General features: G+C 68.8%; 18 protein-coding genes. 3 read left to right on the forward strand and 15 right to left on the reverse strand.

Annotated features, from left to right (window positions below; all coding sequences use genetic code 11):
* Window positions 1-186 precede the first annotated feature (186 nt).
* Window positions 187-1,062 carry a hypothetical protein gene (locus ABJF88_19630; protein ID MEP0549152.1) on the reverse strand — a complete coding sequence of 292 codons (876 nt, stop codon included), beginning with the start codon at window positions 1,060-1,062 and terminating at the stop codon, window positions 187-189.
* A 70-nt stretch (window positions 1,063-1,132) separates the two neighbouring features.
* Window positions 1,133-1,741 (reverse strand): hypothetical protein, encoded by a 609-nt coding sequence (locus ABJF88_19635; GenBank protein MEP0549153.1) that lies wholly within the window; start codon window positions 1,739-1,741, stop codon window positions 1,133-1,135.
* Between the two features lie 114 nt (window positions 1,742-1,855).
* On the opposite strand from ABJF88_19635, the gene ABJF88_19640 reads away from it, so the two are divergent.
* Window positions 1,856-2,266 (forward strand): CoA-binding protein, encoded by a 411-nt coding sequence (locus ABJF88_19640; protein MEP0549154.1) that lies wholly within the window; start codon window positions 1,856-1,858, stop codon window positions 2,264-2,266.
* A gap of 23 nt (window positions 2,267-2,289) precedes the next feature.
* On the opposite strand, the gene ABJF88_19645 is transcribed toward ABJF88_19640, so the two are convergent.
* From ABJF88_19645 to ABJF88_19690, 10 genes are all read right to left on the reverse strand, one after another.
* Window positions 2,290-3,405 carry an adenylate/guanylate cyclase domain-containing protein gene (locus ABJF88_19645; GenBank protein MEP0549155.1) on the reverse strand — a complete coding sequence of 372 codons (1,116 nt, stop codon included), beginning with the start codon at window positions 3,403-3,405 and terminating at the stop codon, window positions 2,290-2,292.
* A gap of 94 nt (window positions 3,406-3,499) precedes the next feature.
* A complete protein-coding gene (locus ABJF88_19650) occupies window positions 3,500-4,123 on the reverse strand; it encodes a hypothetical protein (GenBank protein MEP0549156.1) in 624 nt (207 codons plus the stop codon).
* Window positions 4,124-4,217: 94 nt separating this feature from the next.
* Entirely contained in the window at window positions 4,218-6,983 is a 2,766-nt protein-coding gene (locus ABJF88_19655; protein MEP0549157.1) for a protein kinase, read from the reverse strand.
* A 160-nt stretch (window positions 6,984-7,143) separates the two neighbouring features.
* Entirely contained in the window at window positions 7,144-7,809 is a 666-nt protein-coding gene (locus ABJF88_19660) for an HD domain-containing protein (GenBank protein MEP0549158.1), read from the reverse strand.
* Entirely contained in the window at window positions 7,806-9,446 is a 1,641-nt protein-coding gene (bshC, locus tag ABJF88_19665; GenBank protein ID MEP0549159.1) for a bacillithiol biosynthesis cysteine-adding enzyme BshC, read from the reverse strand. The genes ABJF88_19660 and bshC overlap by 4 nt, the downstream gene beginning before the upstream one ends.
* 136 nt (window positions 9,447-9,582) lie before the next feature.
* Window positions 9,583-10,170: a bifunctional nuclease family protein gene (locus ABJF88_19670; protein ID MEP0549160.1), complete on the reverse strand. Its 588-nt coding sequence runs from the start codon at window positions 10,168-10,170 to the stop codon at window positions 9,583-9,585.
* A 38-nt stretch (window positions 10,171-10,208) separates the two neighbouring features.
* Window positions 10,209-11,315, reverse strand: a complete 1,107-nt coding sequence (gene hisC, locus ABJF88_19675; GenBank protein ID MEP0549161.1) for a histidinol-phosphate transaminase — start codon at window positions 11,313-11,315, stop codon at window positions 10,209-10,211.
* Window positions 11,316-11,371: 56 nt separating this feature from the next.
* Window positions 11,372-12,691 carry a histidinol dehydrogenase gene (gene hisD / locus ABJF88_19680; GenBank protein ID MEP0549162.1) on the reverse strand — a complete coding sequence of 440 codons (1,320 nt, stop codon included), beginning with the start codon at window positions 12,689-12,691 and terminating at the stop codon, window positions 11,372-11,374.
* A gap of 449 nt (window positions 12,692-13,140) precedes the next feature.
* Complete coding sequence (locus ABJF88_19685; protein MEP0549163.1) at window positions 13,141-13,461, reverse strand: DUF3276 family protein; 321 nt, start codon at window positions 13,459-13,461, stop codon at window positions 13,141-13,143.
* Window positions 13,462-13,614: 153 nt separating this feature from the next.
* Window positions 13,615-15,261 (reverse strand): trypsin-like peptidase domain-containing protein, encoded by a 1,647-nt coding sequence (locus ABJF88_19690; protein ID MEP0549164.1) that lies wholly within the window; start codon window positions 15,259-15,261, stop codon window positions 13,615-13,617.
* 230 nt (window positions 15,262-15,491) lie between these two features.
* Between ABJF88_19690 and ABJF88_19695 the strand changes: the two genes are divergently transcribed.
* Complete coding sequence (locus ABJF88_19695) at window positions 15,492-16,439, forward strand: mechanosensitive ion channel family protein (protein ID MEP0549165.1); 948 nt, start codon at window positions 15,492-15,494, stop codon at window positions 16,437-16,439.
* A gap of 190 nt (window positions 16,440-16,629) precedes the next feature.
* Window positions 16,630-17,055, forward strand: a complete 426-nt coding sequence (locus ABJF88_19700; GenBank protein MEP0549166.1) for a hypothetical protein — start codon at window positions 16,630-16,632, stop codon at window positions 17,053-17,055.
* A 35-nt stretch (window positions 17,056-17,090) separates the two neighbouring features.
* On the opposite strand, the gene ABJF88_19705 is transcribed toward ABJF88_19700, so the two are convergent.
* The 3 genes from ABJF88_19705 to ABJF88_19715 form a co-directional block, all read right to left on the reverse strand.
* Window positions 17,091-17,918 carry a purine-nucleoside phosphorylase gene (locus ABJF88_19705; GenBank protein MEP0549167.1) on the reverse strand — a complete coding sequence of 276 codons (828 nt, stop codon included), beginning with the start codon at window positions 17,916-17,918 and terminating at the stop codon, window positions 17,091-17,093.
* Window positions 17,911-20,652, reverse strand: coding sequence for a PP2C family protein-serine/threonine phosphatase (locus ABJF88_19710; GenBank protein ID MEP0549168.1), 2,742 nt, complete (start codon window positions 20,650-20,652; stop codon window positions 17,911-17,913). The genes ABJF88_19705 and ABJF88_19710 overlap by 8 nt, the downstream gene beginning before the upstream one ends.
* Window positions 20,653-20,751: 99 nt before the next feature.
* A complete protein-coding gene (locus ABJF88_19715; GenBank protein ID MEP0549169.1) occupies window positions 20,752-21,441 on the reverse strand; it encodes a RecX family transcriptional regulator in 690 nt (229 codons plus the stop codon).
* Window positions 21,442-21,703 lie beyond the last annotated feature (262 nt).

The following is a 21,703-nucleotide window of genomic DNA, read 5'->3' on the forward strand; positions in this document are numbered from 1 at the left end:
AAGGAACGGCCCACCCCCCGCTTCTCGATCCATCGCTGCGGGACTGCGTCCCTGCGCTCAGAGATAGAAAAGCTGTCCCCCTCATTGAGAGGGACAGCCGCGTGAAGCCGAAAGTGGAGGCTCACAGAGCCGGGGCGAGCGCGAGCGCGGCGGGGGTCAAACCCGATGCCGCCGCGCGAGGAGGAATCACCCGCCGCTGCCGCGCATCTCCTCGCCCTGCCGCCGCATCTCGTCGAGGCTGATCTCGCCGGCGGCGTCGAGCGCCGTGAGCGTCTCGACGAAGCGGCTCCCGGCCTCGGTGATGGCGCCGACGAGGGCGGCATTCATCGCGGCCGTGCCGAGGTCGCTGGCGTACTGCGCGTCCGGCGTGTCGAGCTGCGCGATGTAGGCGTCGAACTCGGCGTCGGGGATGTCGCGGAAGGCGTAGAGCGTGCTGCCGCGGATCATCCCGCCGATCATCCCTTCGAGCTGCGGCCGCATCTGCGCGCGGAGCGAGTCGGCCGACAGCCGCTCCTTCCCTTCGGGCGTGAGCGCCCGCATCGACTCCGAGGAAGCGACGATGAGGTTGAGGTAGAGGTCGACGCCCTTGTCGGCGGCGTCGGTGGCGGCGAGGTAGCGGTCCATCTGCTCCTCGCGCTCGGGCGTGACCGGGGCCGCAAAGCTCCCCGTCATCGCGTACATCTGCACGGCGACCTGCGCGTTCGCGTCGTTCGACGCCGAGTCCTCCACCGCATGCATCCGCTCCACGAGCGGCTGGTCCATCCACGCGAGCGATTCGCGGATGCGGTCGGCATCGCCCTCGGCGGTGACGTAGCTCACGAGGCGCGCGGTGAGGGCATCGGCGTTCATCTCCTCGGCGTAGATCGCACGGAACGGCGCCCGTGCGGGCTCAGGCATCTGCGCCGCCTGCCCCTGAATCTGCTGGAGGATCTGCGCCCCCACCGACTCGATCTCGGAGGCCAGGCCCATCTCTTCGAGGTACGTCTCGGCGAGGTCGCCGGGGACTTGGGCGGCCACCGGAACGGTGAACAGGAGGACGAGGACGGGCAGCAGCAGGCGCATAGATCGTGGTGGTGAAGGGAGAGGAAACGCCAAGATACGTCGCCCACGGCCTTCCGCCGACGTGGCGGCGCTACAGCACGAGCGCGACGAGCACCGCCACGACGGCCGCCGCGATCACGACGAAGTCGAGCGCGAACGCGGCCACGAGCGCGAGCACGAACGGCAGGCTCGCCAGCCGCGCCGCCCGCGCGAGCGCGACCGTCCGCGCGAATGTCCCGCGCGAGTCGCCCATCACCCCGCGCAGCCGCCACAGCACGCCGACGAACCCGAACAGCCGCCGCGACCGCTTCGACTCGCCGGGACGAACGACGTCGGCCGCGCCCGTCGCCGCCTCCGCCGCCGAGTCGCGGACCTGCCCCGGCAGCGCCCGGAGCCGGTTCGGGAGGTCGAGCACCTCGTTGAGGGTGAGCACGGCGAGGAGCGTCCCCGCAGCCGGGACGAGCAAGATGCCGAGCGCCACGACTGCCGCCGCCGTCCGCACCGTGAGCGGCCACAGCACGCCGCCGAAGAGCACGAGCCACAGCACGACGGCCGCCACGGCCGAGACGATCCCGACGCCTCGAACCTTCCCGATCACCCCGCGCACGAGCGGAAGCACGCCGCGCAGCCGATCCGTGATGCCGGCCGGGGATTCCGGTAGGACGGGCGGAGACGGAGACGAAGTGGGCACGGGTTTCATCACAGCAAGGTCAAAGCGCCGAACGGCAAGGGTCGCGCATCACGCATCACGCATCGGGAATCTAATCTCCGCCGCGACGTACAATCGGCCCATCTCCCACACGCCGCCCCTCTCATGGATTTCCAGACCCTCTTCGCCGCCGCCCGCACGATCGCCGTCGTCGGCTGCTCGCCGCGCGCAACGCGGACGAGCCACCGCATCGCCCGCTACCTGCAGGACGCCGGCTACACCGTCGTCCCGATCAACCCTCACCACGACGAGCTCCTCGGCGTCCCGTGCTACCCTGATTTGCTCTCCATCCCGGAGGACACCCACATCGACATCGTCAACGTGTACCGGCAGCCGCGCTTCACCGAAGGCGTCGTGCAAGACGCCGTGGACCGGAACGAACGCACGCAGGAGAACCCGGTGATCTGGACTCAGCTCGGCGTCTCGTCGCAGGAGGCAAAAGGGCTCGCCGCCGCCCACGACCTGCCCTACGTCACGAACCGCTGCATCATGGTCGAGCACGCCCGCTTCTTCTGAACTGGCCTCGGCGCTCCGCTGCGTCACGCCAGCCGGTACAGCACGACCGGCTCCTGCCGCCCCCGCACCTCGACCGCGCCGAGCGCTTCGGCCTCCAGCGCCTCATCCCCGGCCGCGCGCCACACCGCCTCGGACGCCAGCACCGCCGAGTCGAAGTCTTTGTTCAGCCCTTCGATCCGCGCTGCGAGGTTCACCACGTCGCCGGTGACTTTGTACTCCCGGTGAACCTTCGACCCCACGAGCCCGGCGACCACCTCGCCCGCGTGCAGCCCGATCCCAACCCGCGTCGGTGCGACGGCTCCGCTCTCGACGGCGGACCGCAGCCGCTCGACGATCTCGAGCGCCGCGTGGACGGCGTTGCGGCAGTCGTTCCCGCGCGAGACGGGCGCGCCGAAGATCGCCATGAACCCGTCGCCGAGGAGCTGGTGCACGATCCCGTGGTGCCGGGTCACCGCCTCGATCATGAACCAGAGCAGGCCGTTGAGGTAGTCCACCACGGCCTCCGGCTCGGCCTGCTCGGCGAACGCCGTGAAGTCGCGTACGTCGAGAAACATCACGCATACGGACTGCCGCTGCGGGACCACGTCGGCCTCGCCCCCCATCAGCGCGTCCACGACGGCTGGGTCCGTGTGCTGCCCGAACACCCGCCGCACCCGCTCCCCCTCCTCCCGCACGCGGGCGTTCTCGATCACCTGCGCCGACTGCGCCGCGAGGATCGCCAGCAGCCGCTCGTCCTCGGCGCTGAAGCCCTCGTCGCCGCGCTTGTTGAACACCGTCAGCACGCCGATGAGCCCAGCGCGAACGAGGAGCGGGACGCTGAGGACGGTGCGGACGGCCGGGGCCCAGTCCTGCGGGCTGAAGCGGTCGTCCGTCGCGGGGTCGTCCACGCGGATGGGCTTCTTGTACCAGTGCATCCAGCCGAGGAGAACCGCGCTCGGCCGGAACGCCTCGCCCTCGCTGGAGCGGACCGACGTGCGCACGACCGTCCGGTTGTCGTCCGACCGCGCGGCATCGACGAGCGTAACCGTCCCCTGCCCGGCCCCAACGGCTCCCATCCCCTCACGCACGATGCGGCGCAGGATCGTGCCCAGATCCCGCGCCGCCCCCAGCGCCGCCGCGACCTCGTTTAGCAGCGCCAACTCCTGGACAGAGCGGCGGAGACTTTTATTCTCTCGTCGGATTGCTTCAGGATCGACCTCCACGATTGCTTCCTCACTGTTTCCGATATTCGTGTCATCGCTCCAACTCATCACGCTCGTCATTGAATGCGCGATCGATATCGAAGAGTGATGTCGACCCCACGGACAGAATTTTTGCCGTTGAACTACCCTGAATGACGAGGGTTATTTCGTACAAACCAGGCGGCAGTTCGACATCTGTAGGCAAGCCCACAATATCGTCCGAGACGAAATCACTAGTAGACAGAGGCCTTATCACCAACTCCGCACTTCCCTTTTCATAGCTATCAGTATCGAAGGTGATAGAAGCGTATTCTTGGCGAGCCTCAATGTTACTCATCGCTATTATCTCTTCGAATCGTATGCGCGGCCTTGCATCTTGCCCATTATCACCACAATTCGAACAGAATACCTCAGCCTCCTCTCCATCGCAATCGGCTAATATTTGATACTCAAACTCCTCCTCGTCGTAACCTGTTGTCACGTTGAAATCATAAGACTTATTCCGACCTTTTATTACCTCAAAACGCGAATCCATTCCTTTGAAATACTTCTCTTCCCCATTCAGCATCACGACTGTAGCGGTCTCTGCGTCACATTCATCTGCAATCCTCCACGTTATTCCATCTATCTTATTTGTTCCACGCTGTCTTCGATCATAAGCTGTGGTACCGACCAAGTTCGCTGTCAGATTGGGGCATGAGCCTGTGATGGTGACTATCCGTTTGGGCACGACTTCAACCTCCTTCTAGGTGTGGGGATGTATCATGAGTCTAAGATTCAGAGCGTATGGCCGCACGGTACCTCGGATCGGTTATCAGGTCACGAAGCGCAGGTTCCTGCTCAAGCTCCGTATCGGGATACCCTCGGGATAACGCCTCGGCTACCCACCGAAGCGCTTGGTCACGCCGACCAAGTCGCTCGTAGAGGACAGCGACGCGCTGCGCGAGGTACATGTCGCTCGACACGTTGACATTCACTTCGTCCAGCAAGGAACTAGCCCGCGCATTCTCTCCTATTTCAAGGTGATACATGGCGAGATCCGAGAGCACTTCGGGGTTCGACGGAGCGACGCGTCTCACTTCCTCTGCTGTTTCAATAGCGTGGCGGTACGCTCTCTCTGCTTCAGTGGAATGCCCTCTCATCAAGCTGTACACATCGCCGAGGTTACCCCACACGGTGTACTCGCTGTCATTGTGTTGCAAGGCCCGCTCGTAGGCCTGAGCGGCCATTGCATAGTCTTCTTCGTAATAACTGGCATCTCCCAATCGAGCGTAAGCCCTGTAACTCGGCCTGACATCCAAGCTTCGCTGTGCCCACAAGCGGGCATTCTCGAAATCTCCCCTATAGAGGTAGCTTGTAGCGAGGCCCTCGTAACCTCGAACGTCGTCCGGTGCAAGGTCAATCACTTGCTCGAACTGGTGAATTGCCTCCTCCAAGCGACCAGATTCTATGTAGAGGTACCCGAGGTCATTGCGAGGTTGCCACCTGCTTGGTTGCAAGTCAATGGCTGTCTGGTAGAACCTCTCTGCTTCCTCTGTGCGCTGAAGCTTTCTGTACGAAGATGCAAGACCGTGGTACATCCTGGCATCGTCTGGTTCCAACTCCACTCCAATTCTAAACTGGTTAACCGCAGCCGAATAGTCGCCTGTAATGTTGTAGAGCAACCCCAGCGTGATTCGCACAGCCGCAAGGCGGTTGGAAAGCCTGAGGGCGTGGCGGCTGTGTTGCTCAGCCAGACGAATCACCTCCGGATCCTGGGTGGACTGGTACTTCCGCACATAGGCCTCTCCCAGACCTGCGTGGGCGAGGGCGTAGAGCGAGTCGTCTTCGAGTGCCCATAGAAAAGCCTGAATAGCAGTCCTTATGTTCTCTGGTCGGTCGAACCGCTCCAATGCTGCTGTTCCTTTCAGGTACCACTCATACGCTTCGCTATCCGCCGTACCGCCAGCGGTGAGCATGCTCTGCCGCTCCTCAGAGAGCGGGACCCCGAGCATATCAGCGAGCGTGGCGAGCGCGCGTTGATGAAGAACGGGTAAGCGGTTCGCCGACTCCGAAAGACGCTCGGTGTGGAGTTGGCGGAGGGTGCGTGCATCGATCATGTTGAGCGTAAGGTGAGCCTGCTCGCCCTCTCGCTGGAAGTCCCCGCTGACGACGACGCCCACGCCGAACCGTTCGCGAGCCTCGGCGGCGGTCTTGATCTCCCGCATTTCGCTGGCCGGAACGACGGTGATGGGCCGCTCGGCGTGAGAGCCGAGTTGGGTCAACAGGCTCGTCAGTGTGAGCGTCAGGCCCTCACCCACCGAGGCTTCGGCTGCGGGGCTCATGAGCGGGAGCACGGCGAGGTGCTGCACGTCCGGCCCGCTGCCACCTAGCCAGGCTGTCGCGGCGGTGCGGAGGGGCGAGAGGGCGAGGACGAGCAGGAGCGCGAGGCCCCCGAGCCCGAACGCGAGGCGGCGGGTGCGGCGCGACACGCGGCGCGACGGGTGCGCGGCGGGTGCGCCCAGCCGCAGCCGTTCGAGGTCCACTTCGACCTCCTCAGCCGAGGGGTAGCGGAGGTCGGGGTCTTTCTCGAGGCATCGCCGGACGATCTCGGCGAGCGGGTCCGGCACGTCGTCGCGGTCGAGCGGGGCGGGCGCTTCGTGGAGGACGGCGTAGAGCAGTGCGGCCTCGTAGTCGCCGCGGAAGGGGCGCCGGCCGGTGAGCATCTCGTAGAGCACGACGCCGAGCGCCCACACGTCGGAGCGGGCCTCCGGGGCGCCGCGCAGGTGCTCGGGGCTCATGTACGCGGCGGTCCCGAGCGTGTCGCCGGTGCCGGTGAGGTCGGAGTCGGCGACGCGGGCGATGCCGAAGTCGAGGATCTTGACCTCCTCGTCTTCGGTGACGAGGACGTTCGAGGGCTTCACGTCGCGGTGGACGATGCCGTGGCGGTGGGCAGCGGCGAGGCCACGCGCCATGCGGACGGCGATGCGGACGGCGTCGTCCACGGCGAGGGGGCCGCGCTCGATCCGGTTCTCGAGTGTCTCGCCGTCGTAGCAGGCGAGGGCGAGGTAGAGCCGGCCGTCGTCGGTCTCGCCGATCTCGTAGACCGTGCAGATGTTGGGGTGGTCGAGCGCGCTGGCCGCCTGCGCTTCCCGCTCTAGCCGCGCCCGCGCCCGCTTGTCGGCGCTGAGTTGGGGCGAGAGAAACTTCAGCGCGACCGGCCGCTTGAGCCGGGTGTCCTGCGCGCGGTAGACGATCCCCATCGCCCCGCGCCCTAGCTCTTCGAGCAGGCAGTACGGCCCGACGATCTCGCCGAGGATCAGGCTATCGCCCGAGCCGAGCCCGCCCGAGCCTACTCGGGACGGCGGCGGCGATCCGGTGAGCGGCTCGCCGCGTTCGTGGCGATCGAGGAGGGCCTGGAGCTGCTCCCGCAGCCGTGGGTCTTCCCGGCCGACCCGTTCGAGCCGGGCCGTGCGCCGTTCGGGGTCGAGCCCGACGACTTCGGCGAAGAGGCGCTGGACGTGCCGCCAGCGTTTATGGGACGCGGAGACTTCCATCGGTGCCGGGAGCGCGCACGAGGGGAACCCGATGCGCAGTCACAATCCTGTGAGAAGAGCCGCCACAAGTAACGGATAACACACCCGTTACGCAAGGGCACCGGCAACCTCACCCGCGGAACACCTTGCTGGCTCGTCGGCTACTCCCCTCTGCCGTACGCTACCCCTCGTCGCTCGTCAGCCGCTCAAAGCGCTCGATCTCCTGCCGCAGCCGCTCGCGCATCGGATCGAGCCGCGGATCGATGAAAGCCTCGGACGTATCGAGGACCGTGCGGAAGAACCACCGCTGCTCGTCGGGGCCGGCCGAGAGCTTTCGGTTCGTGGGCCCATCGGCGAAGATGTTCACCCCGGACTGGATGCCCTGGTTCATCGTCCACGCGTTGTGGAGCTTGTCGGCGAGCGAGATCGCAGCCACCTCGGGCGTGGCCGCACGTAGGGTTTCGACGTAGGCATCCTTCCGCACACGCCACGGGAGATGCTTGCCGTCTGGCCCGCGCTGCGGCTCGGTGACGCCGAGCACGCGCTCGGCCACGCCCTCGCCCACGAGGTCGGCGAGCCGCTCGAACGTGAGGGTGTGCCGGAACTGGTTGCCGTCTTCGAGCGCGTCGTGGAGAAAGGCGGCGGCGACGGTCTCGTCGTCCCATCCCGCCCGCTGGACCGTGAGGGCGACGGCAGTCAGGTGGGCCATCACGGGGATGCGCAGCGCGACCTCCGGCGGCGGGTCGAACGGGTGCGCGCGCCAGCGGCTCTTGCGGTACGTCCGGTCGTGCCACTCGGCGGCGAGTTCGATGGCGCGCTCGACGAGGGGCGAGAAGAGCGGCGTCATAGTTCGATCACTTGGTGCGCGGTCGTGTCGAGGTCGAGCCCGTCGAGCCAGCGGGCGACGAGATCGGGGCCGTACTTGTTGACGAAGTAGAGCGCCGAGAGCGACCGTTCCTGCAACTTCCCCGTCGGGTAGAGCCCGGCCTGCGCTTTGTCGAGTTGGTCGCGGACGACGTCGTGGTTCCGCTTCTCGGCACGGACGACGCGGTCCTGAAACGCGGCGAGTTCTTTTTGCAGCGCGGCCCGCGTCGCGTCAGCCGACTTCGCGAGCGTCGCATCCACGTTTGCGGCGACGGGCTTGAGCGCGTTCATCGCTTCGTGCAGCGCCCGCGTCGCAGCGCCGAACGCACCCTCCACGTCGTGCTCGGAGAGGGCGAGGACGAGGCGGCGGTGGAGCCCTTCGAGGTCGCCGTCGAGGTCGGCGACGGTGAGGTCGTAGCGGTCGAGCACCTTCTGCACCTTGCTCTCGATGAGCGTGACGCTCGCGCGCGGATACACGACGGGCATCGGCACACCGAAGGCGTCGTAGACGCCGCGCAGTTGGGCGTAGTACGAGGTCTCCCCCGGCCCGGCGACGTAGGCCGCCGTCGGGAGCAGCCGGTCTTCGAGGACCGGCCGGAGGACGACGTTGGGGCTGAACCGCTCGGGCTCGGCGTCCAGCAATTTCAGTAGCTCGGCTTTGGAATACCGCCGGTCGAGCCCGCGCAGCGTGAACCCGCCGTCGTCGGGGTCGAGCGTGTAGCGGCCCTCGTCCTCCATCAGGAAGAGGTTGACTGGGAGGGGCGTCACCTGCGTGTGGAAGGCCGCGCCGACCTCGTCGCTCGTGGCCTTCAGCCGCTCGAACGTCTCGGCGTGGCGCTCGATCTCCTGCCGGAAGACGGGCGCGGCGAGCCGCTTGAGCCGGGCGTCGTCGGAGGAGATGAACACGAGCCCACTGCTGGCGAAGAGCGTCCGCATCAGCCCGGCGAAGGCGTCGCGCATCGTCGCACCGGGGCGGTACGCGGCGCGGACGGCGTCGAGGAGGGCAGGTGTGAACTCGGTCGGGCGGAGCGCTTCTTCGAGCGCGGCGACAGCCTCCATGATCTCATCGCCGAGCACGCGGCGGCCGACGGGCGTGCGGTCTTCGGAGGGCGGGAGCGCGATGCGCAGCGGGTCGTTGCCGCTGAGGACGAGCGTGCTGCGGACCTCGTCGAAGTCGTGGTCCTCGCCCGCGAGCCAGAACACGGGGATGACGGGGCGGCCGGTCTCCTCGGCCGTCTGCCGGGCGAGTTGGACGGCGGTGACGGCTTTGTACACCGTGTAGAGCGGGCCGCCGAAGAGCCCGAGCTGCTGCCCCGTCACGACGACGGCGCTCTCGGGGTCACGGAGCGCGTCGATGTTCGCACGGACGGCCCCGTCGAGGTTCCCCCACGCCTCGTTCTGCTCGGTCAAAACGTCGGCGAGCGTCGCGCGGTCGCGGTCGAGCGCGGCAGCGTCGCGTGCCGCCTCCGCGCGTGCCGACGTGTCGCGAAAGTCGTGGCCGAAGAAGCGGAGCGCGGCCTCGTCCCCCTCGGCGTAGCGGCGGAAGAGCTCGGGAAACCCGTCGAGCCGCTCGAAGGGAAGGCGGCGGGCGGCGAGCGACGGTTCGGCGGAGACGGACATGGAGGAGGGGATGAATCGATGAATGGACGAGACGGTGAGCCTGAGTCGTCGTCTCCTCGACCCTTCCACTCTCAACGCCGAAGCCCCGCACGGGCGCGCGAGGCTTCAGGGGGAGGCTGGGCAGCAGGCGCGCAACTCAGTTCTCTTTCTTCATCTGCTCGATCTCGTCGCGGAGCTTGGCGGCACGCTCGTAGTCCTCAGATTCGATGGCTTTGTCGAGCTGCGCCTGTACGCGCTCGATGGGCGAGCGGGCCGTCGTGACCTCGCGGGGCTCTTCTTCCTCGGTAGCGCGGGCGAGGGGCGTCGCGCTCTCGTCCTCGGCGGGGATCCCGGCCTCTTCGAGCACGGCGGGGACGACGTAGATCGGCGCGTCGCTGCGGACGGCGAGGGCGACGGCGTCAGAGGGCCGCGCGTCGAGCTGGTTCTCCTTCCCGCCGTAGACGTAGCGGATCTTGGCGAAGAACGTGCCCTCGCGGAGGTCGTCGATCACGATGTCCGTGATGTCGGCGTCGATGGCGTCGAAGAGGTCGCGGAGGAGGTCGTGCGTGAGCGGGCGCGGCGGCTGGATCTTCTCCAGCTCGAGCGCGATCGCCTGGGCTTCGAACGCGCCGATGATGATGGGCAGGCGGCGGTTGCCGTCCACCTCGCCGAGCACGAGGGCGTAGGCTCCACCGCTGGAGGGGCTCGTCGAAAGTCCGATGATGTCTACTTGGATGTAATCCATGTCCAGCGGTTACTCAGAATTATTGGGAACGCGACCGGTTACGCGAGCACCTCGTTCAACGCGTCGAGAAAGGCCCTGTTCTCGGCCGGGAGCCCGACAGAAACGCGGACCCAACCGGCGAGGGCGGGGTAGCCGCTGACGTTGCGGATGCGGGCCCCCTCGCGGAGGAGGGCCGCCAGCAGCGCGGCCGGCGCGAGCGGCGTCCGCATGATAAAGAAATTCGCGCTGGAAGGCACGGTCTCGACCCCGTCGATCTTCGCCACCGCCGCCAGCAGCTTCGCGCGCTCCGCCGTCATCACGGCGACGCGCTCGCGCACGAGGTCCTGGTGCTCCAGCATCGTCAGCCCGACCGCTTCGCTGAGGCGGTCGACGAGGAAGGGCAGGCGCGGCTTCTCGAGTTCGGCCGCGACGTCGGGGTGCGCCATGAGGTAGCCGAGCCGCAGCCCGGCCAGCCCCATCGCCTTCGAGAACGTCCGCATCACGATCACGTTCGGGTAGCGCCGCAGCAGCTCGCCCGCGTTCGGCCCCTCGACGAACTCGACGTAGGCCTCGTCGATGAGGAGGAAGCCGGGCGCGGCCTGGGCCATTCGCTCCAGTTCCTCGAAGGGGAACGCGTAGCCCGTCGGGTTATTCGGCGAGCAGACGACGGCGAGCGGCGCCTGCGAGGCCTCCATCGTGGCGATGATGGCGTCGGCGCTGTGCGAGAAGTCGGCGTTCGGATCGACGGGCACCACCTCGCCGCCGTGCACCTTCACGACGCTCTCGTAGAGCGCGAACATCGGGTGCGGGAGGACGACCGGCGTCCCGGCGCTGATGAGCGCGAGCGCGAGCGTGTGCGTCAGCTCGTTCGAGCCGCGCCCGACGACGATCCCCTCCGCCGGCCAGTCGAGGTGCGCGGCGAGCGCGGCGACGAGTTCGTGCGGGCGGTCCTGCGGATACCGGTTCCAGTCCTGCGCGAGGAAGTGCTCGACGGCGGCCCGCTTCATCTTCGGCGGTAGGTCGTACGGGCTCTCGTTCTGGTCGAGCTTGGCCGCGCGGTCCACCTGCGTGGCGACGCGGTAGGCGTGCTGCGCGCGCACCTCGGGCCGGATAAGGTCGAGGAGGCGATCTAGCTGGTCCGTCGTGGGCGGAGCGGTCGAGGGCATAAAGCGGGAGGAGTCGGAAGGGAGTTCAGGCGCACGCGGCGCGACGGCGGCGGTTCCTATTCGGCGTCGAGGCGGACGCGGATGGCGAGGGCATGGGCGTCGAGCCCTTCGGCGTCGGCGAAGCGGGCGATGCGCTCCCCGGCCTCGGCGAGCCGGGATTCCGAGTACGCGATCACCGACTGCCGACGGACGAAGTCGTGCACGCCGAGCGCCGAGGCGTAGCGCGCCGTGCCGCCCGTCGGGAGGACGTGGTTCGGCCCGGCGAAGTAGTCGCCGACGGGCTCGGCGGAGGCAGAGCCGAGGAAGATGGCACCGGCGTGGCAGACACCGCCCATCGTCGCCCATGGGTCGGCCGTGATGATTTCGAGGTGCTCCGGCGCGAGCTCGTTGACGAAGTCCACGGCTTCGCCCATCGTCCCGGTGACGACGCACGCGGAGTAGTCGGCGAGCGCCCGCTCGATGATGGCGCGGCGGCTCAAGGTCGGCACGAGCTGCTCGACCGCGTCCTGCACGGCCTCGGCGAGCGCGGCGCTCGGGGTGACGAGGATCGCCGAGGCGCGGACGTCGTGCTCAGCCTGCGAGAGGAGGTCGGCCGCGACGAAGCGGGCATCGGCCGTGTCGTCGGCGAGGACGACGATCTCGCTCGGCCCCGCGATGGAGTCGATGTCGACGGTGCCGTAGACGAGCTTTTTGGCGGCGGCGACGTACGCGTTCCCCGGCCCCACGATCTTGTCGACGCGGGGGATCGTGTCGGTGCCGAAGGCGAGGGCGGCCACAGCCTGCGCCCCGCCGACGGCGTAGACGTGCTCCACGCCTAGGAGGCGCGCCGTCGCGAGCACGAGCGGGTGCGGGAGCCCGGCGTCGGCGCTGCCGTCGGCGCGCGGCGGCGAGACGAGGTGGAGCGCGTCGACGCCCGCCACCTGCGCCGGGATCACGTTCATCAGCACGCTCGACGGGTACGCCGCCGTCCCGCCCGGCACGTAGAGCCCGACGCGCTCCATCGGCACGATCCGCTGCCCGAGCACGACGCCGTCGCCGTCCTCGGTGAACCACGACCGCTCGCGCTGCTGCTCGTGGAAGCGGCGGACGTTCGCCGCCGCCTCTTCGATGATCGCGCGGAGGTCGGGGTCCGTCGCGTCGAGCGCGGCATCGAGCGCCTCGGCGGGCACGCGCAGCGCGGCGGGCCGCACGCCGTCGAACCGCTCGGTGAGGGCGGCGAGCGCGGCGTCCCCGTCGCGCCGAACCTCCTCGATGATGCGGCGCGCCGCGTCCTCCACGCTCGCGTCGAACGACGCGCCGCGATCGAGGACGGCGCGCAGCCGCTCGGCGCGCTCGGCGTACGGGATGACGGGAATCAGGCGGGTGGCGACGGGCATGGAACGCGAGGGCTGGCGGGAGCCAGCAAAAATAGACTTCCCGCCGCGCCGCCGGTGTCGATACGGCGTGAAAGCGCAAGGCGAGCGAGCGCCAGTTCCCGTTCGCCGCCCGACGGTGAACCATCGGGCTCACGAGCGGAAGGAACGATTCCCGAAGGACGCTGAAGCGCCCTGTGATCGGCTGAAGGATGGTCGCTCTGTTGAGAAGTTTTCCTCTGTGTCATCCTGAGCTTGTCGAAGAACCCGAAGGCTCGGCGAAGCCCATCTTTCCTCGGCACCGCGTTGCTCCCCAGAGATCCTTCGCAAGCTCAGGATGACACGTCCGGGGAGAATGCGCTCGCCCTGCCGGCGGTGATGCGGCGACGGAGCAGGCGCTCGCCCACCGCTGTTCACCAAAAAAGCCCGCCGCTCTCGGAGAACGGCGGGCTCGAAGGCGCGAGGCGGAGGGCTCAGCCCTCGTCGTCGTCGTAGCTCATCTCGACTTCGGGGAGGTCGCGGAAGTCGTAGTCCGGGAGGTGGTTCTCGCGGATGTACCCGATGGCCTCGTGGAGCGCGGCGGCGAACTTGCCGAAGTCCTCTTTATAGAGGAAGACCTTGTGCTTCTCGTACCGTCCTTCGTCGACGCGCTTACTCTCGGTGATCGTGATGAAGAAGTCCTCGCCGGAGCGGGTCGTCTTTACGTCGAAGAAGTAGGTCCGGCGCCCGGCCGGCACCCGCTTGGAGTAGATCTCGTCGCGGCTGTCGCGCCCGGTGTCGTCGTAATCGGCCATGCCTGTGCGTGTGCTTCGTCCCTGAAACGGAGGCACGGCGCGTGGAGCGATCCCCCGGCGGCGCGTGCAGGGGGGAATATGCGGATCGCTGCGGACAAAAACAACCGTGCCCAGACCAAGTGCGCCCAGCCCAGCCCTCGCCTTTCCAACCCGTTACGGCTGCCGAATCGCGGCCGGCGGCAGCGAGGCGAGCGCGACGGGGTGCAGGATGGGCTGGCGCAGGTGGAGCCGGAGCCGCTCCGCCCACGCCCGGTCGATGCCTTCGAGCCGGACGGCGAGGGCGATGGCCTCGGCCGTGCGGCCCTGCGCGAGCTGGCAGTAGCCGAGGAGGTACAGCGCCGGGGCGAAGCGGTGATCGCGGCGGAGCACGGCCCGCAGCGCGTGCTCGGCCTCGGCGTAGCGGAGGTCGGCGGCGTAGATGCGGGCGAGGCCGAGCGCGGCGAGCGTCGCGTACGGCGTGCCCTCCGCCATCCGCGCGAACAACACCTCGGCCGCCTCGAAGTCGCCCTGCCGGAAGTAGTGGTGGCCGAGGGCGTAGGCGGCGGGGAAGTAGTCAGCGTCGGCGTGGAGCGCGAGGCGGTAGGCGGCGAGCGCACGCGGCGCATCGCCGACCTGGTCGAGCGTGGCGCCGAGGAGGAACTGGAGCGCGGGATCGCGCGGCGCCTCCCCCGCGATGAGTTGCAGTGCCTGAACGTGGCGATCGCGCTCGCCGCTCCGCCACCCCGTCGGCTGCGTGAGCGAGGTGGCGAGTTCGAGCACGCGGGCGTGGCCGTGGGCTCCGGCGCGGGCGTGGACGGCGAGGACCTCGCGGAGCCCGTACGGCTTCGCGTGCAGGCGTTGCTGCGCGAGCGCCGGCCGGAGATCGGTCGTGAGGCAGACGTCTTCGACGAGGAAATCGGTCCCAGAGGACGCCGTGCGACCCGACGTGACGACGCCGATCACACGGCCCTGCCGGTCGAGCAGCGGCCCCCCGCTGTCGCCGGGGCGCACGCGGTTCGAGGACACCCAGATCGTCTCGCCGGACACGGGATGCAGGTCGTCGTACCGGACGCCGACGCTGGTCTGCTGGACGCCTTCGGGCCAGCCGGCGGTGAAGGCGGGGGTCCCGGCGGCGCCGCGCTCGTGCGGCGGCGCGAGCGGGAGCGGCGTCAGCCCCGAGCGCCGCACGTCGTCCGCGTCGAGGTGGAGCACGGCGATGTCGCGCACCGGATCGACAGCCCAGACCTTCCGCGTCGTCACGCGCTTCCCGTTCGGAAGCTGGACGCGGACGCGGTCGGTCCCGACGACGACGTGGTATGCCGTCACGAGCACGTCTTCGGCCACCAGGAACGCCGACCCGATCCGCACGAACGCGTCCCCTTCGGCGACGATCGGCAGGACGGAACGGGAGGCGCGGTAGAACGCCTGCGCGTCGTCGTACGCGCGGACCTGCTGCGTCGGGAAGGTCGTGCGCGTCCCGTTCACCTCCACCGTCACCGTCGGCACGGCGAGCACGCCGGCGCGGAGGGGCCGGAGGACGAAGCGTTGCGTCTGCACCGTCACCGGCGTCTCGCCGAAGCGACCGCGCTCTGTCCGCAGCGGCTCCGCCCGGACGACCTCTACGCTCCCGTCCCCGACTTCGATCTCGACGGTCGCCTCTCCGTACCCCGCGACGACGAGCGCCTCGACGTCGAGGAAGAACGTCTCGCCGACGGCGGCCACGTCGCGGCTCAGCGAGGAGAACGCCTGCACGGGCGGGGGGCTGCCCGGGTGGAGGCCGGGTACGAGCGCGAGTAGGACGATCCCGATCGCTGCATGCATGGTTGTTTCCCCCTCCCGCGCTCCGTCTGTTAATCATTTGGTAACATGGACCCCGGCAGTATACCCTTTTTACGCAGCGGCGTTCTCCGCGCCTTCACACATTTTCGCGCCGGGCGACGCCCCACGCTTCGCCCCTGCCCGCCGTCGGGACCCTGAGGCGGCTCCGCTCGGTACGCCGGTCTTGGTTTCTCCCTCGGTTTCCCCCGCCCCCTTCCCGAACCTCCCCTCCGATGAACCTGAACGAGACGTTTGACGACCTAGTAGGCAAGCTCCAGGGCTGGATCGAAGCTCTGATCCTACTGCTCCCGAACTTCATCGCGGCCGTCCTCATCGTCGTCGTTACGGTGTTTGTGGCGCGGTTGGTGCGACGCGGGGTGAAAGGCGTACTCAGCCGGACCTCGTCGTACGAACAGGTCAACAACCTGCTCGCGACGATCGTCTACGTGATCGTCTTCGCGGTCGGGACCTTCATCGCGCTCGGCGTCATCGGGGCGGACAAGGCGGTGACCTCCCTCCTCGCGGGTGCCGGCATCCTCGGCCTCGCCCTCGGCTTCGCGTTCCAGGACCTCGCGGCCAATTTCATCGCCGGCATCCTCCTCTCGATCCGCCGCCCGTTCGTCGTGGGCGACATCATCGAGACAGGCGATTACATGGGGACCGTCGTGGACGTGAATCTCCGCTCGACGCGGGTGCGCACGTTCCAGGGCCAGATCGCCATCATCCCGAACTCGAACGTCTTCCAGAACCCCGTCGAGAACTACAGCACCGGGCAGCGCCGCGTGGACGTGAGCTGCGGCGTGGCCTACGGCGACGACCTCGAAGAGGCTCGCGCACTCGCGCTCGGCGCCGTGCAGAGCCTCGGCTTCGTGGATCAGAACCGGCCCGTCGACCTCTACTTCAACGAGTTCGGCGACAGCTCGATCAACTTCTCGCTCCGCTTCTGGGTCGACTTCCACAAGCAGACCGACTTCCTCGCGGCGCAGAGCGAGGCCATCATCGCCATCAAGAAGGCGTTCGACGACGGCGGCATCACGATCCCCTTCCCCATCCGCACGCTCGACTTCGGCGTCGTCGGCGGCGAGCGGCTCGACGAGATCCTGCCGAAACGGTTCTACGAGGGCGACGGTGCAAACGGCCAGCCCTCGCCCGTCGGGACACCGCCTGATGCAGCGTCATAGGAATAGATCAGATGCACCGTGGGCCTCTATTGAGCCACCTTTGAGCGCACACTCCCGATCCGACATAGAGGCGGGAGCTCATCGCCTGCTCGTTGCTCTCCATGCCGGACGAGCGACTGGTGCGCCGGACTGGGCCACCCTTGCGCTCGCCGCTGGCCGCGATGGTCCTCACCTTCGTATGCTCGCGAGCATGGAACGCTCAGCCAACTGGTTCGAAGTCCGCGATTACATCCGTCCTGCGTTGGAAGAGGCGGACATCCCCTTCCTCTCCGCCGACGATGCTCTCCGCGAACACGCGAGAGACATCGCGTGCGCAATGCTCCACGGCGAGATCGCCCCCCGAACAGGTTGTCATACGCTTAGCCGCCTTGCAATCGAGTTGGGGTACCCGTCAGAGTTGATGACGTGGTATGCGCTCGACGACGAGTACGATCTCGCTGCTGAGGGATACGTGTCCGGTCACGGGCTGAACGACCGAGCACGGCGTGCCGCCGCTGCACTGGCACCCGAATGCGTAGCCGATAGGGCATCTAGCTCGCCCTCTCAGTTTGACGGAAAGCGCGGGCGTCTCGCTTCGTTCCTGCGCTTTATCCGCCTTCCGTGGCTGAAGCGCTAACCTGCTGTCCTGTTGGCGAACTCCAGAGCGACGTGCTATGAATCGTCCGCGACGATGGCGCGGACGAGGGCGGCGAAGCGCTGCTGCACCTGCCGCCCGGCCTCCATCACCTCCTCGTGGTTCAGCGGTTCGGCGTTGAGGCCTGCCGCCGCATTGGTAATGGCCGAGATGCCGAGGACGGGCATGCCGAGCGCGGTGGCCTGGATCACCTCGGGCACGGTGCTCATCCCCACGGCGTCGGCGCCGATGCGGCGGAAGAAGCGGATCTCGGCGGGCGTCTCGTAGCTCGGCCCGGTCGTCCAGAGGTAGACGCCGCGCCGCGTCGGGATGCCGCGGTCGAGGGCGAGGCGCTCGGCGCGGTCGAGCCACGCGGGGTCGTAGGGCGCCGCCATGTCGGGCCAGCGCGGCTCGCCGGGGCGGACGGGGCCGGACATCGGCGACGCAAAGGCGAGGTTGAGGTGGTCGGCGATGAACATCAGCGTGCCCGGGCCCATCGTCGGGTCGATGCCGCCGGCGGCGTTCGTGACGAGCATCCGCCGCGCGCCGAGGGCGTGGGCGAGGCGGACGGGGAAGCCGAGCACGCTCGCCGCGTGCCCCTCGTAGAGGTGGACGCGCCCCTGCACGAAGAGCACGCTCCGTCCCTCGAACTGTCCGAAGACGAGCCGCCCGGCGTGGCCCTGCACCGTCGAACGCGGGTAGCCCGGCACCTCCGACGTCGGGATGACGACGGCGTCCTCCGCCTCGTCGGCGAGCGCGCCGAGGCCGGAGCCGAGGATGAGCACGAGATCGGGTCGGGCGTCGGTACGCGCACGCACGGCGGCGACGGCGGCGTCGAGGGTGTCGGTCGTTTCGGTATCAGGCATCGGCGAGAGGCGGTGGGGCGGTCATAGAAGCGAGAGCGGCGAGGGCGGGGTCGGGATCGGGCGCGGCGACCCTCACGATCATCATCGTCATGTCGTCGTGCTGGCCCGCATCGCCCGCGTGGCGCAGCACGTCTTCGACGATGGCTTGGAGGAGGGCAGCGGCGCCGGTGTGGACGCTCGCGGCAGCGACGAGGTCGGCGAGGCGCTCGTCGGTGTAGAGCGCTTTGGCACGGTCCATCGCCTCGGAGAACCCGTCGGTGTAGAATACGAGCGTGTCGCCGCGGCGGAGGTCGAGGGTTTCCTCCTGGATCGTCTCGTCGAAGACGGCGCGCGAGGTGAGGCCGATCGCGAGGCCGGCGGGCTGGACGAAATCGGCCGTCTGATTTGGGGAGCGCTTGAGGATGACGGGGTTGTGGCCGGCGCGGGCGAACGTGAACGTCCGCGCGTCGAGGTCGAACACGCCGTAGATGAGGGAGATGAAGGTGCCGCGCGGGGCGTTCGCGAAGAAGAGCCGGTTCGCGCGGCGGAGGACTTCGGCCGGGCTGTCGGTTTCGTGCGCGAGCGTCTGGAGGAACCCCTTCGCGAGCGTCATGAAGAAGGCGGCCTGGATCCCCTTCCCGCTCACGTCGCCGATGACGAGGGCGAGCCGGCGGTCGTCGAGCGGGATGACGTCGTAGTAGTCGCCGCCGACCTCTTCGGCGGCGAGGCAGCGGGCGGCGATGTCGAGCCCTTCGATGCGGGGCATCTGGGCGGGGAGGAACGAGCGCTGGACCTCGCGGGCGATCTCGAGCTCGCGCTGGAGCCGCCCCCGCTCGCGCTGCTCCACGACGTAGTCCGGCTCGTAATTCGGCAGCCGCTCGCCCGTCCGGTCGCTCCGCACGCCGGCCACGCCGAGGCCGACGACGCCGACGAACACGGCCCACCCCACGACGGCGTCGACGAGGTCGGGCGAGGCCGCCACGAGCCAGCCCTCGGCCGTGTCCCACAGCACGCCCGTCAGCACGACGGCGGCGAGGAGCGTGAGCGCGTCGTACCGAACGAACGCCGCCGCGAGCACGAGGCCGAGCACGAGCGGGATCCCGAAGACCACCCAGAGCGAGCCTTCGACCAGGTCTACCCCGTCGAAGCCGACCACGGCGACGGCGACGGCGAGCGCCGGTACGACGACCCACGGCCACCGCCGTTGCAGCATCGACCCGAGCCCGACGTATACGGCGAGGACGAGGAGGAGTGCGTACCACGTGCTCTGCGCGAGGGCCGTCGCCGCAATCGAGAACGAGCCCTCCGCGCCAAACACTTGCTCGTCGTGGACGAGGCCGTGCGGGACGAGCGCCATCGCCAGCACCGTAGCGCCGAGCACGATGCCCGCGAGCGCCGCGCCCCGGACGAGGGCGACGCCGACGGGCTGGTTCACCCACGCGTGCTGCCGCGCGAGGCTGAGCGTCGCGATCTTCTCCGGCCACGCCGCCCGCGCGAGCGCGTCTGACGCCCCCGACGCGACGAACACGAGGAGCCCGAGTCCGGCCCCGACGAAGAGCATCCCGAGCCCGATGACGATCGCGAGCTGCCATCCGTAGCCCGCTTCTACCGCGAGCGTCGGCGTCGAGAGCGCCATCGCAACGGCGGCCAGCGCGGCGGCGAGCACGGCGTCCTTGAGCGCGGCCTGCGCGTCGAGCGCGCGCCCGGACACCCGTCGGAACAGCACGCCGAGGAGGACGAGGACGAGCACGAAGTACGCCGCCCACTTCAGCGCCCCGCGCGCGCCCCGGTCCGACCCAAGCCGGAACTGGATCTCCGGCCGATCGCCGTCGCCCGGATCGACCTTCTCGTTGAACCGGGTGCGGAGGCTGAGGAGCGCGCCCGCCGCCGTCACGTCGGCCTCGACGCTCACGCGCTGGCCGTGGACGGGCTCGGCCGTCTCGAACCGAACGCGGGCCGCCGCACGCCCTCGCTCCGGCAGCGCCTCGACCGTTTTCACGTCGAGGGCGAACGCCCCGAGCGCCGTCGCGGCAATGTGTCGGCGGGCGATCGCGGTCGCGGCGGCCTCGCCCAATCCCTGCGGCTGCCCCGTCGCGGCGGCCTCGTGGAGCCGGTTCCAATCCGCCTCGAACAGGGCGAGGGAGTCGGCGGGACGGGCGGCACTGGAGAGGTCGAAGTAGAAGAGCGCACCGAGGACGGAGTCGGCCGGGGCGAGCAGCGCGGACTGCACCTCGGGGTCCTCGTCGAGGAGGTACTGGAGCACGTCGCGGTCCACGCCGTCGTGGGGGACGACGGCCGCCGGGTTGCGGAGCTGCCACGCCTCGCCGTGCTGCGTGAGGTCCACCTCGAACGCGAGCCAGTCGGACGACGGACCGCCCGCCGCCTCGGGCGGCCCGAACGGCGTCGGCGCGTCCTCGCGGTGCCACCGGACGTTCCAGTAGTGCGCCGGGAGCCGCCGGTCCTCGCCCCCCTCGAGCAGGCGGATCGTCTCCGGCCGACCTTGCGACGCCTGGAGCGAATCGAGCAACCTGGGCTGACGCCCGAGCCGGGCAACGGGCGCGAGCCCTTCGGTCGCGTACCCCTGCCGTTCGAGGAACGTCCGCGCTGCCTCAGCCGCCTCCTCGCGCCCGAATGCGTACGACGCGGCACTGTCCGGGTGCTGGCTCGGCAGCAGTCCCACGAACAGGGCGAGCCCCACCACGCCCAGCGCGAACAGGGCGTAGTCCACAACGTCGAAGCGCGAGCGCGGAGTCATGCGGGGCAGAAGCGGAGAGCGGTGGAGTGCCTACGAGCGAAGCCGGCCAAAGTTAACCACGGCTCACCGGCCACGCCCTCTGGCAAACCGCGCAGGCCATCATCCTCCCTCCTCCGCCTCCAGCGTCTCGACGACGCTGCGGATGAGGTCGAAGTCGTAGCCCCGGCGCATGAGGAAGTCGGAAAGCTTTTTCCGGCGCTTGTACGGGTCGTCTTCGCGCTGGAGGCGGATCCAGCGCTTGCGGCCGTGGTGGAGCGCCGTCTCGCGGAGGTCGTCGGTTTCCACGAGGTCGTCGAGCACGGCGTCGATGGTCGGGCGAGCGATGCCGCGGCGCATCAGGTCGGCGCGGATACGCTGGGGACCGTGACCACGTCCGCTGAGCCGGCCGCGCGCGTAGGCTCGGGCGTAGGCCACGTCGTCGAGGTAGCCCAGCTCCCGCATCCGGGCGACGGCCTCCTCGGCGATGGGTTCGGCGAAGCCTTTCCGCGTGAGCTTCTGCCGGACCTCCTGCTCGGTCCGCGCCTGATAGGCGATGTAGTCGAGCGCGGCGGCCTTCGCCTTCAGCCGCTCCTCCTGGTCGAGGAGGGCCTGCTGCTCCTCGACGGTGAGCGCCTGCCCCTTCCGCAGCACCATCGCGAGGTCGATGGCGAGCCCGAAGGCAAACGTACCGTCGATGAAGACCGAGACGCGGTCGGCGTCGCGTTTCTGCTGCGCGAGGCGGGTGATCGTGCCCGGCCGCAGGTCGCGAGGCGACTCGTCGGAGTCGGGATGGGGCTGCGAAAAACTCATGGCCGAAGAATACGCACGGGTCCCGCCACCCCTGCGTCACCCCGACCCGAAACGCCGCCGCCCATCGCACCCCTCCGCTGTGGGCGGGCGCGACGGGCGGCTCGGGCGTCGACGATTCAAACGCTAGAGCGCAGATCATGTTGATGTAAGCGAGTAGCCACAGTGCCTGATCCACGCCCCCACCTCCTCCACGCTCACCGCTTCCAGCGCCTCGGCCACCGCCGCGCGCAGGGCCTCCCGCGTACGGGCTCCGACGGCCCGC

The sequence above is a fragment of the Rhodothermales bacterium genome, from assembly GCA_039944855.1.
GTDB lineage: Bacteria > Bacteroidota > Rhodothermia > Rhodothermales > JANQRZ01 > JBBSMX01.